Here is a 15,739-nt window from a genome sequence, read left to right as displayed (position 1 = left end):
TCTTCCCGTAAGTCTGTTGGTCGCAGGTACGGGAGGGCGGCCCTTCCACTCTCCAAAGGGGCGGTGACCGCGCGAAAAGGCACCGCCGACCGTCATCGGACGCGATCGGGTTCACGAGCGGCGCGAAGCCGGTGACCCGGGGCGGCCGGTGACGTCATTTCCACGCCGGGGCATATTTGCTCCCGGCACACCGCCGGTTAGGGCGGCGCCGAAACAACGGCGGGAGCCGGAGACCGGGTCCGCTCTCCCGCCCCTGCGCCCGAGCGGGACGGAGCACCCGGCCGCCATGGCGCTCGCCCGGGGCCGCGATCGCCATTCCCGGTCAGGCCGCGCACGCTCGCGGGCGAATTCGGCGGACGCATGACCATGCCCTCCTCAAGTGACCGGTACAGGACTCGTGACCGCCCGTCGCGGCGGACGCCGGGAGCGGGCTCCGGCCGGAACCGTCGATCGCGCGGCGGCCCTCGCCCGTGCCGGGCCGGATCGACCCGCGCCCACCGGCGGCGACCGGCGGGTACCGATCAGCGGTTTCCAGCATGCCCCAACTTCACCGCCCGTTCAATTCGCAATTCACAGGAGCCGTGACGCTATCCGCAGAACCCCCGGACGTGGCATTTATCCGGGAATACCCCCAATAGGCGCCTCAAGCGATATGCCGGTCTACGAGGGTTATGGGCCAATTGTCGCGCTTGAACGGCGCCGCTTCCGAGGAGCGGCGCGCGGCGCCTCCCACGCGCGCTGAGCGGGGATTGCGCGCCCCGACGACCCCCAGGACGAACGTTTCAGAACAGCACATGACGCACTCCTCGGGCGGTCACCTACCGCCCACTTTCCCGCCGGACAGACAACTGTGGCGCCCCGTTCGCGGCCACATACGGCCACCACCTTCCCCGCGTCCACAATCCATGCAATGCGGCCCCGGCCGTCCCGCCGAACGCGAGAGCCGGGGCCGCAGGGCAAAGGCCGTTACCGCTGGTCGTCGTCCACGTCGTAGCGCCGCGCCGCCTTCGCGGCGCCGTCCTGCGGCGAGGCCGTGCGCTCGACGACGTTGATCCCCGGCCGTCCCGCCTCGACCTGGAACCGCGCGGTCGTCGCGATCGTGCTGCCGGTCGGCTTCCACACCGAGCTCACGATCCGCAGCGACGCCTGCAACCGGGTCGGCGTGACGTCGCAGACCACGTATCCGCGCTGGTTGTCGATGTACTTCCAGTGCGGGCTCTCGGCCATGATCGGGTCGAACGTCCGGTGGAAGGAGACGGGGTCGGAGTCGCCACCGGACGTGATCGACGTCCCGGTGATCTCCGCGCCCACGACCCTGGACGCGGGGTCGTCGAAGTCGGGCCGCAGGTCGCACACCCAGGTCGCGTGCCGGTCGCCGGTGAGCACCACCGGGTTGGACGTCCGACCGGAGCCGAAGTACTCCAGCATGCGGCGGCGCTGCACGCGGTAGCCGTCCCAGTTGTCGAAGTCGTAGACCTTCTCGGGGCCCGCCTTGCGGTCGTTGGAGGCCCACATCACCTGGTTGGCCAGCAGGTTCCAGCGGCTGCCCGACCGGGACATCCCCTTCACCAGCCACTTCTCCTGCTCGGCGCCGGTGATCGTGCGGGCGGGGTCCTCGGCCTCGGCGAGCGTGGTCGGCTGGACGCTGCGGTACTGGCGGGTGTCGAGCACGTGCAGCGTCGCGAGCCGTCCGAAACCGACCCTGCGGTGCAGCCGCATGTCGATGCCGTCCGGGATCGCGGACCTGCGCAGCGGCATGTGCTCGTAGTAGGCGCGGAACGCGGCTGCCCGGCGCGCCAGGAACTCGTCGTGCGGCTGCTGGGCCGGGTCCTGCGGGACCTCGTCGGCCCAGTTGTTGTCGACCTCGTGGTCGTCCCAGGTCATGATCCAGGGGAACGCGGCGTGCGCGGCCTGGAGCTCGGGGTCGGTCTTGTACTGCGCGTGCCGGTTGCGGTAGTCGACCAGCGAGTACGGCTCGTCGGTGCCCTCGTGGGTCCGGACGGTGGTGGTGCGCGGCGCCGACTCGTAGATGTAGTCGCCGAGGAAGGCGACGAACGCCAGGTCCTCCTGCGCGAGGTGGTGGTAGGCGGTGAAGTAGCCGTCCTGCCAGTTCTGGCAGGACGCGAACGCGAACCGCAGGTGCCGGTTGACCGCGCCGTGCGTGGGTGCGGTCCGGCTGCGTCCGATCGGCGAGAGTTCCGATCCCGCCCGGAACCGGTAGAAGTACTCACGGTCCGGACGCAGGCCGAAAACCTCGACGTGCACGGCGTGCCCGTCCTCCGGCCGCGCGCTCACGAACCCGCCCGCGCGGACGCGCCGGAACCGCTCGTCCTCGGCGACCTGCCAGGCCACCGGCACCGTCCGATCGGGCATGCCGCCGCCCTCGACGGGACGCGGGGCGAGGCGCGTCCACAGCACGAACCCGTCGGGCGCCGGGTCGCCGGACGCCACGCCCAGCGTGAACAGGCCGCTCGGGATCGGCCCACCGCCATGGGCCCGGACCGCGCCGAGCGCGCCGTCCTGCCCCAGCATCGCGGGCCCGAACACGACCTGACCAGCGGCGAGAACCGACGCGGCGCCCCCGGTGGCCAGGAACCGACGGCGAGGAAATCTTCCGGACATAGACCCTCCTAATGCCGATACAGGAGGATGTCGGGCAACCGATGAACGGTGCCAGGCGCGTGACCCGACACCGAGGCGACCAGCGCGCGAACACTGATCATCTACGGCTCCCCGGCCGCCGACGGAAACGGCATTCAAGCCGTCCCTTTCCCGCCGCGGCCAAAACTGCCGTCCCCAGACGGGAAAAGGACCTGGCAAGGCACCGGTCGGCGTGGTGCACTTGAACATGACCACTTCGGTCACCGACCCCTATAAGGAGCGATGGATGGTGGACCCACTCACGCTGGCGGTCGCCGTGGCGGCGGCGGGCAAGGCGGTCGAGCTCAGCGGCGAACCCGTCCGGGACGGCATTGCCGTGCTCGCCCGCCGGGTGCGCGACCTCTTCCACGCGCGCCCTGCCGACGCGGAGATCCTGAGCGGCGCGATCGCCGAACCGGACGACAAGGACCGGATCGCCCGGCTCGCCGAGACGCTGCGCCGCGTGATGGCCGAGGACCCCGGCTTCGCCGACGACCTCCAGGAGGCGTTCCGGCGCGCCAAGGCCGAGGCCCCCGAGTTCCAGGCCGAGGTGGACGAACGCGTACGCCGGGCGACCGTCAACACCACGACGAACAGCGGTGGCGTCACCAACAACTTCAACGGGCCGGCCGACAGGGTCATTCAGATGGGCGACGTCAGCGGCGGCCTCACCATCAACTGACACGGCCGACGTCAGTCCCGCCCCGCCTCAACGATCTTCTCGGCCAGCCGTCCGGGAGCCGTGAAGACGACTTCGTGGCTCCCGGGCAGCTGGACGAGCCGGTAGAGCCCCAGACGCCCCGAGAACCGGGGGTGCCACCCCCACTCGCCGGGCGGTAGCGCGATGTCCTCGGTGGCGTTCAGATAGCTCTTGGCCAACCGAAGCTGGTAGAACCTCGACAGATCGAGCCGGTCCAGGAAGAGCCGATACGGTTCCGGGAAGAGCCGTTCGTAACTGGACTTCGCCAGCTCCAGGTCGGCGTCCTGAATGAACGCCTCCCGCCATATCGGGAAGGGCAGCGTCACCGTGTTGTCCTCCGATGCCGCGGCGAGCTCGGCGAAGAGTTCGCGGTAGTGCGGAGGCATGTCGTCGCTGATACTGCTGTTCTGCTGGAGCACGAACGCGTTCCAGAAGATCAGCCGACGCAACGCGTCCGGGATCTCCTCGGCGACCCGAGCGATCACCGTGCCGCCAAAGCTGTGCCCCAGCAGCACCACGTCAGAGAGGTCCCTCTCGACGATGAACTGCACGACCGACCGCACACAATCCTCGTGATCGACCGCCTTGTCGGCGCCCTTGCCATGCCCGGCGAGCGTAGGCGCATAGGCGGTATGGCCAAGTCCCTCCAGGTGGTGGACGACCTGGTCCCAAGCCGATCCGTCATGCCACGAGCCATGCACAAGAACGAATGTCGTCACCCTCGCCTCCACACCAAGAAGGACGCCCTGGACTGTTTGCAACGGGCCATCAAACAATGGAACGAGACATCAACCAACAATGGCCCATCGCACGCGCCAGGCACGATAGTTCACCGGACGCTGAGGCGTACGGTGCGACGGCTTACGTACATGAACGAAACGGCCGATGCTGTCGCCCGTTAGCGAGGACGGCCCCGCCTACACCTTCCGCTGTGTGGTGCCCTGGGCGAGGAGTGCGTGGATCTTCTTCTCGGGGTAGCGGCGGTGGCCGCCGAGCGTCCAGACGAAGGGGATCTTCCCTTGCTGCGCCCATCGTGTGACGGTCTTGGCGTCCACACGGAACATGTTGGCCACCTCACCTGGAGTGAGAAGGGCCTCGAACTCTGCTGTTCTCTTCGACATTGGGGGTCTCCTGGGGGGTGGAGTTCAGGGGAGAGGGAGGCGCCGGACGGAGGTGACGCGCAGCACCGCCCACACCGCCTTGCCGCTGCGCTCTTTGCGCACGCCGTGGCGCCGGGAAAGGGCCTGCACGATGTGCATGCCCCACCCATGCGGATCGGGCGCATCGTCCGGTACGGGTTCGGTGGGCATGGTCAGGTCGGGCTCGCCCTTCTTGGGCTTGTTCTTGGCGAAGTCGTGGACCTCGATGTGGAAGCCGTCCTTGGAGACGAACATCCGCAAGGTGATCGGACGCTTGGTCGCGCGGATGGCGTTGCTGACCAGCTCGACGGCCACCAGGACGGCGTCCTCGGTGGTCTCGGTCCCGATGTTGTAGGCGGCCGCCGCCGCCCGCACCAGGCACCGCACGTCTGGGAGCACACTCGGCGTGGCGGCCAACTTGTGGCGCACCGCCACCACCACCGACGCCCTCTCCTCCACTCGCGGGGTCACGTCTCACTCACCCGCGACCCGGCGTTGGCGGCCAGGGCGTCCTGCTGCTCCATAAGCGCAGCAAGACTTTCCCTGTTAGTAGCTGTGAGAGTGTCCACCAGACGGACATCGTCGCCCAGCAATTCGGGAAGCCGAAGGTGGACGACCCACTTTTCGTCGTCCGCCCTCTGGTAAGGCTCCGCCCAGCGTCCTGCCTGCTCACCGGCGCCCGGGAGCGGATCGGTTGCGTCAATGTACGGAATGTCCATACTGCGACTACTGCCAGGTTTTGCGGAATTCTGATGGTCCATGGGAGCATCCAGATTCGGAGTGTGTCTGCGAAGTGACAAACATCGTGCCCACGCTTGACTAAAGGCGGAAGTGGGGGCTAATTTTTCGGAACTCGATAGTTCAGGAGGGCGACTCGTGGTCAATCGGAAAAAGCTCGACCCGACTGAGAGCGTGGCGGCCTTGTTCGGAGTCAAGGTTCGCAGCCTTCGGGACGCCCGTGGTCTGTCTCAGGCCCAACTCGCGGACAAGATCGGCTACTCCAACGACACGGTCTCGAAAGTCGAGACGGCCGCCCAGGCCCCCTCCCCGGCGTTGGCGGGGAAACTGGACGAGTTTTTCGGGACGGACGAGTACTTCCAGGAGCTTCAGCCGCTCACGGTTCGCGAGGGCGTGCCGATCTTCTTCCGGCAGTACACGGAACTGGAGAGCACCGCCTCTGCCGTGCGCGTGTACGAGCCTTCGGTCGTCAACGGGCTGTTCCAGATCGATGACTACGCCAGGGCGGTGCTGCGTCCGGGCCAGGCGCCCGGCAAGCTCGATCAGTCGATCTCGGCTCGCATGGGTCGGCAGGAGGTCCTCGAACGGGAGGACCCGCCGTGGATCGTCGTCTACGTGGTGGAGTCCGCAATCCGCAAGCTCGTAGGTGACGCGGCGACGACCAAGGGGCAGCTCGTACGGCTGCTGGAGCTGATGGCGGAGCCGAACATCACGGTCCTGGTCATGCCGACCGACGCTCCGGTCTACCCGGGCGGGGGCTTCACCCTGTTCACCCTCGAGAACGGCCTGGACATCGCGTACGTCGAAGGAGCAGGCGGACAGAGCAGGGTAGTCGAAGTAAGCTCCCACGTGGAGGAGCTACGTCGACTCTGGGACATGATCGGCACCGTGGCCCTGTCGGCGGCAGCATCGGAAGCGCTGATTCGAGAGGTGATGGAGAGCCTGTGAAGGACCCGAGGAACGCCTCCTGGTACAAGAGCAGCTACAGCACCCAGGAGGGTGGCAACTGCGTCGAGCTTGCCTCCCTGGACAGCTCGGTCGGCATCCGTGACAGCAAGACCCCCCACACCCCCCACCTCAGCATCGGCCGCGAGGCCCTAGCGAGCCTCCTCAGCCAGATCAAGGCCGGGGAACTAGACCTCTAGCCGCCACAAGCGAGCCCCTCGACCTCGGTCGAGGGGCTCCCTTGCGTCTCAGGCCCGGGACGGGCCCAAACCACGTTTGAAGCGGGCCATGTTGCGGCGAAGACGCGTTATGCGGCTGATCCAACGCTTCGGGCCCGGTGGAGGAAGTCTTGGACCTGCGGTTCGGCTCGCCAGGGGGTGAGAGCGCTGGTCAGCTCGTGCACGTAGGCATGAGCGCGCTTGGAACTGACGCGGGACAGGACTTCCACGGCCTTGTTGCCCAGGTCCAGGCCTTGGTCCAGTTCCCGATTCTGGAGGTGGGCGGTGGCGACGATCGCCAGGCGCATGCCGACCGAGCGGGTGTAGACGCCGGGAGCCATCGCGGCCGCTTGCCGGTGCCATGTGATTGACTGTTTGGGTTTGCGCAAGTCCCGGAACACTTCGGCGGCATCGGCGGAGAGACGAGCATGGCTGTAGAAGTCGATCCAGTGCGGTTCGTCCGCCCCGGCATGTGCTCGTGCCAGCAGTGTCTCCGAGTCGGCGAGGGCACGGCAGGCGGCTCGGCCGTCGTCGGCACGGGCATGTGCTCGGGCCTCGATTAGTTTGGCGAACGCTGGGACACGTGGGGCAGCGGCGCCCTTTGCGCGCTCAAAGGCTCCCTCGGTCATGTCGATGGCTTCGGTGTGGAAGCCCCGCATCAGCGCTTGCATGGCCATGGTGGCGAGCACGTAGCAGCCGAGCTGGACGTCTCCGCCGGCACGAGCGAGCCGCAACGCCTGGATGAAGTGCCGTTGGGCTGCTTCGTGATCGTTCACATCGAATGCGGTCCATCCCGCCAGTCGTGAAAGCTCCGCGGTGACCGAGTACAACTGCTGCCCGATCTCTGCTGGATATGTCCCGTTCAGCAGGGGTGTCGCCCGATGGTTGAGGCAGTCGGTGACCGATGTGGCCCGCCAGTTTCCGCCCCCGTATCGCGAGTCCCAGACTCTGGCGGCTTCGGCCGATTCGCGAAGTTCTGCGACGTCACCACGTCCGACACGGGCACCGCCACGGTGTCCGGCGGGGCTGTCGGCTGGGGGTCGTCAGCCAGCGTGTCACCGGCGTGGAGAAGGCGGTGACAGCAAAGCTGGATCCGAGAAAATGGCGGCGGTTCACACAGCTCCAGAACGATGTAGCGGCGGTTACTGCGTCGGCGGTGCCCCTGGGGAAATCCAACCCCAGATCCGCCTGGGCTGCCTGGGGATCGAGCATGCCGATGTCAGCAGGATTCACTCGCCTGCCCAGCCGTTCACTCAACGCATACGCGATCAACTTGGGGATCGGCCATTTGGGGACCATGCCGCGGCGGCACCAGTTCGCCACCGACGTGTGCGTGTAGTCGGTGGAGACTCCTTCTCGGCGAGCAAGCTCGTTGACCCGATGGGCCAGTGCGTTGTGGCTGGCTCCGGAGGCCTCGACGAGCCGGACCAAGGCCATGTTGGGCGGTCTGGTCCGGCGCGTCTTGGACGCCATGGACATCACCTCACAGGCATGCGATGTGACTTCGACCGTACTCCCTGTACTCGGACCCGCACACCGGGTACGCGATCCGTGCGCCCCCGGTGTGAGCCTCCCGGACAGTCTCCGACCGGAGGTCTGCTGAACGTCAGAGGCCGTCCGGGACGGTGCACCGTCTCTGGCGCGGCTGGTCAAACCATCCCGTCCCGAAGGGAGTTCGACGCTCATGTGCGGAATAGCAGGTCTGGCCGGCCCGGACGCCGCAGCCCATCAAATGACAGTCACCGCTATGGGCCGTGCCCAAGTCCACCGGGGCCCGGACGGCACTCGCTGCACGACTTCCGCCGACGGAAGGGCTGTCCTCGTGATGAACACGCTACGGATCGTCAATCCCGAGGTGCCGATCGGGCCGTACGGCGACCCCGCCTCCGGGGTCGTTCTCGCTTTCAACGGATCAGTGAGCTGGTCGCGCTGGAGGGTGAGCGGCTCACCGGCCAGGAGCTGCTGGACACCATCGAGCTGCTGTTCGTGGCCGGGCATGCGACCACGGTCAACTTCCTCACCAACGCGGTACGGACCTTGCTGTCTGAACCCGGCCAGCTCGGCCTGCTGCAATCGGGCAGCGTGCCGTGGAGCGTCGCAGTGGAGCATCTGCTGCGGCTGGAGACGCCCTTCTTGCGTTTCCCGATGCGTTACGCCGTGCGTGATGTGGTGATCGACGGGGTGCGGGTGGGCAAGGGAGAGGCCGTGCTGGCCTGCTTCGCCTCGGCCGGACGCGATCGCGAGCGCTACGGACGGCAGGCGGAGCGGCTGGAGGTGTCCGCCGAGGCCGCCCCCCACCTCACCTTCGGGTCGGGCCGTCACTTCTGCCTGGGCGCCTCGCTGGCCCGCTTGGAGGCGGAGGTGGCGCTGTCGGCCCTCTTCCGGGCCTTCCCGCAGATGGCCCCCGCGGCGCCGCTGGAGCGGCTGCCGGGCCTGAGGACGGCGCTCACGGTCAGTACCGACACGCTTCCGGTCCTGCTCGGCCCACGGGCCGCCGGGTAGGCACAGGACTCCCAGAGCCACGGCAGGCCGCAAGGTATGCGCTGGTCGACATAGCGGCCGAACCCGACCGGCGAGCCGAGGCCGCCGCCGCAGCCCACTGGTCGAGCACCGAACCACCTGACACAACGGGGGTCCTGCTGGTCGAGGCCGTCCAGCAGGACCGCGCGGAGGTCAGCGAAGTCGCTTGGCGAAGACGATGCTCTGTCGGTGATATCCCATCCGGCGCTCATAGAACGGCACCGATATCGGGCTGGCGGCGAAGGTGTCCAAGCTGATCAGATGTGCCCCACATGCACGGGCCCACTCCTCAGCCGCCGTCATCAGCGCCGCACCCGCTCCAGACCGCCAGTGGCCACGCTGCACGGCGAGCGCGTTCACGAACACCCGAGGAAGCGCGAGCTCGCGGAGCAACTGGCGTTCGGCCTCTTCATGCGGCCGGGCCAGCGCCGCGTCGACGAAACCGATCGCGGTCCCGTCGAGATCGGCCACACGCACGAACCTGTCTTCTTCTCTGGTCAGCAGCTTCGCCTCAAGCCAGGCGTCGAGGCCGTCGCGGCGAGGGGACTGGAACGTCTCGGGGGCGATTTCCTGGTAGAACTCGGCGAAGTCGCACCACGCCACCGCGATTCCGGCGCCGTCGCCGGACCTCGGAGCGCGAATCTCGAAATCGATCACGATCCCAGTCTCCCGTTAACGCCGGTCGAGGCCGTCTAGGAGGACGGGGAGGAAGCGCTCCGGGATCACGCCGGGGTGGCAGGCGAACGCGCCGAGCAGCTCCATGAGGTCGTCGGTGCCGAGTTCATGTGCTTGGTCCAGTGGACGGCGCGGCTGGGTGGAGGTGGTGAAGACGGTCGGCGGCCAGGCGGGTCAGCGCGGTCGTGGTCACTGCTGAGTACATGAGGCGGGTCGGGGAGAGGCACAGCAGGTTGAGGTCGTGTGCCGCGGTACGGGCGTGGATCGCTTGGGTGCGCAGCGCCGCCGCGTCGTAGGGTGCGGTGCCTGGTGCCCGCAGCGCTGTGTAGGCGTCCTTTTGCATGACGACCACGGTGTCGCCCGGCTTGCCCAACTCGTTGAGCAGAGCGTTGACGGCCGCCCGTTCGGCGCGCAGCAGCGTGGGGAAGTGGGGTCCGAAGAGCCGTTGGAGGCCGCCGACGCCGCCCCAGGGTCCGCCGGGCGGGGAGGGCAGGGACAGGAGCGGGAGGACGCTGATGTTGAACGGTGAGGTGAAATCGCCGGTGAACAGTCGGCGCATCTTCTCCTGGGGTGAATGGGTGTCGGGGTCGGCGTCGCAGAAGCGCAGCATGCCGGTGCGGTGCAGGACTTTCCAGAAGCGGTGCTGGCGTCGGCCCGCTCCCTCGTAGGCGTACATGGCCCGGTGGGCGATGGAGTGCGGGGCGGGGTTGCCGACCACGAAGAACACGCTCCGCTTGCCCGGGTCGAAGGCCGCGGGCACGAACGACTCGGACTCATACACCAGCGTGTCCCCCGTCTGGCTCGCGATCCTGGTGAGGCTGACGTCGCAGGCCAGGAAGTCGGAGACACGGCCCAGCAGCCGGGCGTCCTGCGATCCGCCGCACAGGTCGGTGAGGGAAATCGTGCACGGGTCGATCAGGTCGGATCGGTCAAAGGAGCGGTGCAGCATCGGTGCCCTCCGCCTGGCGCCCGGCGGGTCTCAGCCCGTCGAGGAAGTCGCGTGTTCGGGTGTCGATGAAGGCGCGCTCGCGGGCGGTGAGACGGTAGTCGACCCTGCGGTCGGTGAGCTGCCGCAGCAGCGCGGTGATCGCGGCGTCGGGCTCGGTGAGGAGGTCGCAGACGACCAGGCGGTCGAGGCGGGGCCGGAGGATCTGGTGGATCTCCGGATGGACACCGGCGGTGGGCCGGACGGGGTGCAGCACGATGATGGGCCGGTGGTGGCGCATGGCGAAGGCCGTCTCCCGCGCTGCGCTGGCGCCGAGGTATCCCAGGTTCGCGCCGAACCGGTTGGCGACGATGTGGACATCGCAGTACCGGATGCGGGCGTAGAAGTCGGCTTCGATGTCGGCGAAGGAGTGTTCGGCGGGATCGAAGGCGTACCCGTGGCCGTCGCCGAACGCGAGAATCCCGTCGGCGACCGGGTGCGAGACGTTCATTCCCAGACGGGTCAGGCGTCGTTTGAGACGAAACACGCTGTCGTCGTCGGGATGGTACTTGCCGCCGAGTTGGGTGCGCAGCATCGCTAGTGACTCCCCACCAGTTCCTTGGCCAGCTCCTGCGGGGCGATGCGGCCCAGGTCCACTTGCGCTTCCTCGGCTTGGTTGAGGCCTGCGATGAATTCGACGGTCTGGCGCGAGTCCATCGGTGTGACGCCCAGGCGGGCGAACACGGCGTCGATCACCTCTTCGCCCTGCTCGGCGTCCGCCAGTTCGACCTCGAACAGGGCCTTGCCGAGCTTGGGGTACTCATCCAGTGTGATGACCACGCCGTCGCCGCTCCAGGTGGTGCGGATGCTCGACAGCACAATGAAGCGCGAATGCCCGAGCAGTTTCAGGATGGCGAACAGGTTGCCGAGGTCGTCGCGTTCGAAGCGGACCTCGTGCTCGCGGCGGACGGAGTCGGTGTGCCAGTTGCCGTACTTGACCGACAACAGCGTCCGGTCCCCGATGAGCTTGGCCTTGATGTCCAGCAGCGCGTCCGGGTCTGGTGAGAAGTCCTCCTTGTCGACCTTGACCACCACGGTCCGGTTGGCGACGCTGCGGCGCTCGAAGCTGTCCTCGACTCGGCCCTTCAGTATCAGGGCGGCCTTCAAAGCGAGTCCGGTGCGCTTTTCGACTTCCTCCATGAATTCCTCCTTCGAGTGGCGCGCGATGTCGACTGGCAGAGCAAAAGTTGTTCTTGCTTTCGCCGCCTTCATTTGACTGCGCCGTTGTGTGCCGCCCAGTATTTTGGTGGTACGTGTTCTTGTCTTGTTGATCAGAAGGTGGACGACATCGGGTGGATAATCGAGATTGATGTCGGCCAGGTGCGCTTGGCCCGCGTCCTTGTTGAGGTCGGGATGCGTCGGCCTGTCCTTGGTCTTGGTGCGGATCGCCAGTTCGGTGAAGGGGGCGCGGCGGGTGGCGGGCAGGTTGGGCAGCGGAGCGAAACCCACGATCCACGAATCGGCGGCACCGAGGCGGTAACGCAAGGCGATGAGGCCGGAGCCCTCGGCGGGATCATCGGGGGCCAGGTGGCAGCCCGCCTCCAACGCCGATCGCACCAGGACCTGCACGTGTTCCGGGGTCGTCACCTGTGGAAAGATCAGACTCAGCACATCATTGCCCGGATCGGCCACCGATCTTGTGATGAGCGTGCGGATACGGCGGGCATCCCGATGGTCGAACAGCACTTCATGCCGCCACTGCCGGGCGGAGAGGCTGCGCGCGGCGTGCATCGCGAAGACGCATCCGTTTTGCCCCCTTATATGCCAGTCGCTTTGAATGGTGGTGATCGTGTCGGCGGAGATCTCGTCCACCGATCGTCCGGCAGCGTAGCGCGTGAGGTAGTCCTCGCGGGTCGGGAATGTGTACCCGCCCAGCTCCAGCGTTCTTGCAAGATCGTGGATCACGGATTCGGCCCCCCTGATCGCCTCGCGGCGCTTTCGTTCAGGCTCTTGAATCCAGTGCAACAAGTGTCGTGTCTGCCAAGTCGGTTGCAGCCCGGTCGTCAGCCGGTCATGCTCGGGGCATGCCGGGCGAGACCGGGTCACCGAGCCTGGAAGAATTGATCATTGATTTGCGAGTAGTCCGCGAGAAGGGATTCGGGAATCTCCGCCGTCACGCCACACCCGCCCTGGATTTGGCGTGCGAACTCCTCGGCGGCGCGGCTTTCGACGCGGCCACCCGTCCGGCCGCCGTGGAGGCGCTCCTGGGGCGGGCGGCCGAGAAGGTCGGCGGCGGCAAGGAGGGCGATGCGGCCAGGTACACCCTCGGCCTGGTGGACGGCACTCGGCTCTGGAAGGCGACCGATCGACGCCGCCGCGCCGCGGCGGCCCAGGGCGTCAGCGTCGAACGCTTCCGCAAGGGCTACGAGCCAGGCCTGTTGGAACAGGTGGCCGAGGGCCTCCTGGCGCTGTTGTACGACAGGCGCCACGCCCGCGAGCACGACCACACCGACGAGGCGACCGAGCCGGCGCCCGCTTCCCGGGATGCGCCGCAGCGGGCGGGACCGGCCGCATCGTCGCGGCTGGCCGACCGACTGTCCGACGCCGGAGTCGCCTCGTTTCGCTTCTCCCGTGCCGACTACACGGCGACACTCGCGCAGTTCCTCGACCAGGCCCGCAACAGCATCTTCATCATGTCGATGTCACTCAAGACCAAAGGCGACGAGAACGAGCTGCTTCAGGTCTTCCAGCGCTCCCTCGCGCGATCCCCGCAATTTCAGATCATCGTGTCACTTGTCAGACCTGACGGCATCGCCGGGAAGATGGCGGCCTCGATCCTCGGCATTCCCTATAAGGAGTTCCGCGGTGAGGTCCGTTCCATGTTGGGTGACCTCGCCGCGCTCAAACGCCGCCTCACCGATCATGAATCATCACGGCTGTATCTGCTCCAGCACGAGATCATCCCCAGTTTCAGCTGTATCATCATTGATGATGGGTTACCGTCTGCGCAACTTCAGATCGAGACGAAGCTCTATGGGGCGCCCCGGTCGGACAGCTACGGGTTCACCTTCATCCCCACGGGTCGATTGTATGAACGTCACCGGAGTGCCTACTACCGGATCGCCCGCGAAGCGGCACCCTATCCGGACGGGGCGGCACAGCCCGTCCTTCCACTGTAGAAGCGAGAAAGCAGGAGCGGTGATGGCCGGTGACAGCCCTCAGGAGACCCTTTTCGACCGTGGTGACGTGGAGGTCGTTTCCGAACGCAGCGCAGATGCCGGATCGACCACCTGCGTATTCTGCAAAATCATCCGCAATGAGACGTCGGCGGCCGTTGTCCACGAGACCGACGACCTCATCTCCTTTCTGGATCACCGGCCGCTGTTCCACGGGCACACGCTTCTGGTCCCGAAGATCCACGTCCAACTGATGAGCGACCTGCCGACCGACCGCGTCCTGGACTTCTTTACCCAGGCCCAGCGACTCGAACGAGCCATCGAGACCGGCCTGGAGGCGGACGGATCGATGATCCTCATCAACAACGTCGTCAGCCAATCCGTACCCCACCTGCACCTTCACGTCATCCCCCGACGCAAGAAGGACGGCCTGCGCGTCTGGCTCGGCCCCCGCCATCCCTACACCGCGCAAAACCCTGCCGAAGAGTACGCGGAGCGGATTCGGGCCGCCCTGAAAGAAGCGTGACCCTCCGCGCGGAAGCAGGCACCCTGGGGGGCCACGGCTAAGAGCGAGCACGTGTACCGCAAGATGTGCTGCTAACAGCCACCAGTAGCTCAGCCATGCCTCCTTGAAGGGCTTGCTCGGCGGGCCTAACGGCGGTCGAGGCCGTCCAGGAGGACGGGGAGGAAGCGCTCCGGGATCACGCCGGGGTGGCAGGCGAACGCGCCGAGCAGCTCCATGAGGTCGTCGGTGCCGACGTCCGCGCGCATGGTCCGGTCCGTCTGGGCGTGGCGCACCAGTTCGTCGAGGCGCCGCACCAGCGCCTGCCTCGCCTGGGGCGCGGTGGTTCCGGCCAGCGCGGTCGCCATCGCGCCGCGGCCCTTTTCCACGCTGTACATGACGAAGGCGCGCACGGCAGCCCATGCGTCGGGCCCGGCCGCCTCGGCTTGGTCGAGGGCCTCGATCAGCTCGTGGACGTACTGCTCCGCCAGAGCGGCGAGCAGCGCGCCACGGTCGGGGAAGCGCCGGTAGAGCGTGCCGACGCCGACGCCGGCCCGCTGGGCGATCAGCTCCATCGGCGCGTCCGGGCCGCGCTCGGCCACCGCGTCGCGGGCCGCCTCCAAGATCCGGTCGCGGTTGCGGCGGGCGTCGGCGCGCATCGAACTCTCCTTGAAGTGGAAGGCATGTTTCCGCTTATTATAGAACCGGAAGACAAGGTTCCGCTTGAGGGGGTTCTGATGATCGTGGTGACGGGTGCGACGGGCACGATCGGGCGTGCGTTGATCGCGGAGCTGGACGGAGCGGCGCGAGCCGTGGTGCGGCGTCCGGAACAGGGCGAGGAGCTGGGGTGCGACCACGTGGTCGGGGATCTGGAGCGGCCGGAGAGCATCCCGCTCGAACCGGGTGACCGGCTGTTCCTCAACAGCTCGCAGTGGCCGGGCTTCGCGCGGGCGCACAAGGCGGTCATCGACCACGCGGCCGCCGCCGGCGTGGCGCAGGTGGTGACGGTCTCCGTGCTCGGCGTGACGTCGAGCAGCCTGCTCGGATTCGGCATGCACGGGCAGGTGGACGAGCATCTCAAGGCGTCGGGGGTGCCGTGGACGATCCTCGCCCCCGTCGGCTTTATGCAGAACCTCGCGGGCGACATCGACGAGGAGGGGCGGATCTTCGGCTCGTACGGCCGGGGCGCCGTCGGCTACATCGACGCGCGCGATATCGCGGCGGTCGCGGCCGCGCTGCTCACGCGTCCCGTCGGGGACGACGCCGTTTACGACCTCACCGGACCGGACGCGCCCACGCGCGACGAGATCGCCGCCGAGCTCACCCGGGCCCTTGGAAGGACCATCCGCTACGTCGACCTGACGATCAAGCAGGCAGCCGTCCACCTGGAGAAGCGCGGCATGCCCGCCCCGGCGGCCCGGGACCTGGCCGAACTCATGGCGCAGATCGGGGACGGGCGCTGGGCGCGGACCACCACGACCGTTTCCGACATCCTGGGACGCGAACCGCGTTCGCTTCGGGAGTTCCTCGCATAGCCGCGTCCGGCGGCGGACGAGCCGGT

17 protein-coding genes and 1 pseudogene are annotated in these 15,739 nt (G+C 67.5%); 7 read left to right on the top strand and 11 right to left on the bottom strand.

Annotated elements, in window-relative coordinates; translation table 11 throughout:
• Positions 1-966 precede the first annotated feature (966 nt).
• Positions 967-2,622, bottom strand: coding sequence for an alkaline phosphatase D family protein (locus K2F47_RS30460; RefSeq protein WP_242909276.1), 1,656 nt, complete (start codon positions 2,620-2,622; stop codon positions 967-969).
• Between the two features lie 265 nt (positions 2,623-2,887).
• Here K2F47_RS30460 and K2F47_RS30455 point away from each other — a divergent pair, with 265 nt between their 5' ends.
• Positions 2,888-3,322, top strand: coding sequence for a hypothetical protein (locus tag K2F47_RS30455; protein WP_242909274.1), 435 nt, complete (start codon positions 2,888-2,890; stop codon positions 3,320-3,322).
• Between the two features lie 11 nt (positions 3,323-3,333).
• Here K2F47_RS30455 and K2F47_RS30450 read toward each other — a convergent pair whose 3' ends face one another.
• The 3 genes from K2F47_RS30450 to K2F47_RS30440 all read right to left on the bottom strand — a co-directional run bounded on the left by K2F47_RS30450 (position 3,334) and on the right by K2F47_RS30440 (position 4,950).
• Positions 3,334-4,059, bottom strand: a complete 726-nt coding sequence (locus K2F47_RS30450; protein WP_242909272.1) for an alpha/beta fold hydrolase — start codon at positions 4,057-4,059, stop codon at positions 3,334-3,336.
• 198 nt (positions 4,060-4,257) lie between these two features.
• The gene (locus K2F47_RS30445; RefSeq protein ID WP_242909271.1) at positions 4,258-4,461 is read right to left on the bottom strand and encodes a BldC family transcriptional regulator; all 204 of its coding nucleotides are present in this window, start codon (positions 4,459-4,461) and stop codon (positions 4,258-4,260) included.
• Between the two features lie 24 nt (positions 4,462-4,485).
• A complete protein-coding gene (locus K2F47_RS30440) occupies positions 4,486-4,950 on the bottom strand; it encodes an ATP-binding protein (protein ID WP_308198489.1) in 465 nt (154 codons plus the stop codon).
• A 405-nt stretch (positions 4,951-5,355) separates the two neighbouring features.
• On the opposite strand from K2F47_RS30440, the gene K2F47_RS30435 reads away from it, so the two are divergent.
• Positions 5,356-6,165, top strand: coding sequence for a helix-turn-helix domain-containing protein (locus K2F47_RS30435; RefSeq protein ID WP_242909270.1), 810 nt, complete (start codon positions 5,356-5,358; stop codon positions 6,163-6,165).
• Complete coding sequence (locus K2F47_RS30430) at positions 6,162-6,362, top strand: DUF397 domain-containing protein (RefSeq protein WP_242909269.1); 201 nt, start codon at positions 6,162-6,164, stop codon at positions 6,360-6,362. Before K2F47_RS30435 ends, K2F47_RS30430 begins: the two co-directional genes overlap by 4 nt.
• Before the next feature lie 107 nt (positions 6,363-6,469).
• Here K2F47_RS30430 and K2F47_RS30425 read toward each other — a convergent pair.
• Both K2F47_RS30425 and K2F47_RS30420 read right to left on the bottom strand, forming a co-directional pair.
• A pseudogene (locus tag K2F47_RS30425) lies at positions 6,470-7,348 on the bottom strand (NsdA family TPR-like regulatory protein); the annotation flags it as partial.
• 16 nt (positions 7,349-7,364) lie between these two features.
• Entirely contained in the window at positions 7,365-7,853 is a 489-nt protein-coding gene (locus K2F47_RS30420; protein WP_242909267.1) for an NsdA family TPR-like regulatory protein, read from the bottom strand.
• 513 nt (positions 7,854-8,366) lie between these two features.
• On the opposite strand from K2F47_RS30420, the gene K2F47_RS41565 reads away from it, so the two are divergent.
• Positions 8,367-8,882: a cytochrome P450 gene (locus K2F47_RS41565; protein WP_242909265.1), complete on the top strand. Its 516-nt coding sequence runs from the start codon at positions 8,367-8,369 to the stop codon at positions 8,880-8,882.
• Positions 8,883-9,053: 171 nt separating this feature from the next.
• Here the strand turns inward: K2F47_RS41565 and K2F47_RS30410 are convergent, their stop codons facing one another.
• The 4 genes from K2F47_RS30410 to K2F47_RS30395 all read right to left on the bottom strand — a co-directional run bounded on the left by K2F47_RS30410 (position 9,054) and on the right by K2F47_RS30395 (position 12,465).
• Entirely contained in the window at positions 9,054-9,557 is a 504-nt protein-coding gene (locus tag K2F47_RS30410; protein WP_242909263.1) for a GNAT family N-acetyltransferase, read from the bottom strand.
• Positions 9,558-9,681: 124 nt separating this feature from the next.
• Positions 9,682-10,524, bottom strand: coding sequence for a hypothetical protein (locus tag K2F47_RS30405; protein WP_242909261.1), 843 nt, complete (start codon positions 10,522-10,524; stop codon positions 9,682-9,684).
• On the bottom strand, positions 10,505-11,095 hold the full coding sequence (locus K2F47_RS30400; protein WP_242909259.1) for a hypothetical protein: 591 nt from the start codon (positions 11,093-11,095) through the stop codon (positions 10,505-10,507). The genes K2F47_RS30405 and K2F47_RS30400 overlap by 20 nt, the downstream gene beginning before the upstream one ends.
• Before the next feature lie 2 nt (positions 11,096-11,097).
• Positions 11,098-12,465, bottom strand: a complete 1,368-nt coding sequence (locus K2F47_RS30395; RefSeq protein WP_242909257.1) for a CYTH domain-containing protein — start codon at positions 12,463-12,465, stop codon at positions 11,098-11,100.
• Between the two features lie 119 nt (positions 12,466-12,584).
• On the opposite strand from K2F47_RS30395, the gene K2F47_RS30390 reads away from it, so the two are divergent.
• A complete protein-coding gene (locus K2F47_RS30390) occupies positions 12,585-13,679 on the top strand; it encodes a hypothetical protein (protein ID WP_242909254.1) in 1,095 nt (364 codons plus the stop codon).
• A gap of 22 nt (positions 13,680-13,701) precedes the next feature.
• Positions 13,702-14,202 (top strand): HIT family protein, encoded by a 501-nt coding sequence (locus tag K2F47_RS30385; RefSeq protein ID WP_242909252.1) that lies wholly within the window; start codon positions 13,702-13,704, stop codon positions 14,200-14,202.
• A 125-nt stretch (positions 14,203-14,327) separates the two neighbouring features.
• Here the strand turns inward: K2F47_RS30385 and K2F47_RS30380 are convergent, their stop codons facing one another.
• A complete protein-coding gene (locus tag K2F47_RS30380; RefSeq protein ID WP_242909250.1) occupies positions 14,328-14,837 on the bottom strand; it encodes a TetR/AcrR family transcriptional regulator in 510 nt (169 codons plus the stop codon).
• A 78-nt stretch (positions 14,838-14,915) separates the two neighbouring features.
• Between K2F47_RS30380 and K2F47_RS30375 the strand changes: the two genes are divergently transcribed.
• The gene (locus tag K2F47_RS30375) at positions 14,916-15,713 is read left to right on the top strand and encodes an NAD(P)H-binding protein (protein ID WP_242909248.1); all 798 of its coding nucleotides are present in this window, start codon (positions 14,916-14,918) and stop codon (positions 15,711-15,713) included.
• The last annotated feature ends 26 nt before the right edge of the window (positions 15,714-15,739 follow it).

It is taken from the genome of Actinomadura terrae, from assembly GCF_022751215.1.
Classification (GTDB): domain Bacteria; phylum Actinomycetota; class Actinomycetes; order Streptosporangiales; family Streptosporangiaceae; genus Spirillospora; species Spirillospora terrae.
The sequence above is the reverse complement of the archived record's forward strand: the minus strand, read 5'-3'. Positions and strand labels throughout refer to the sequence as shown.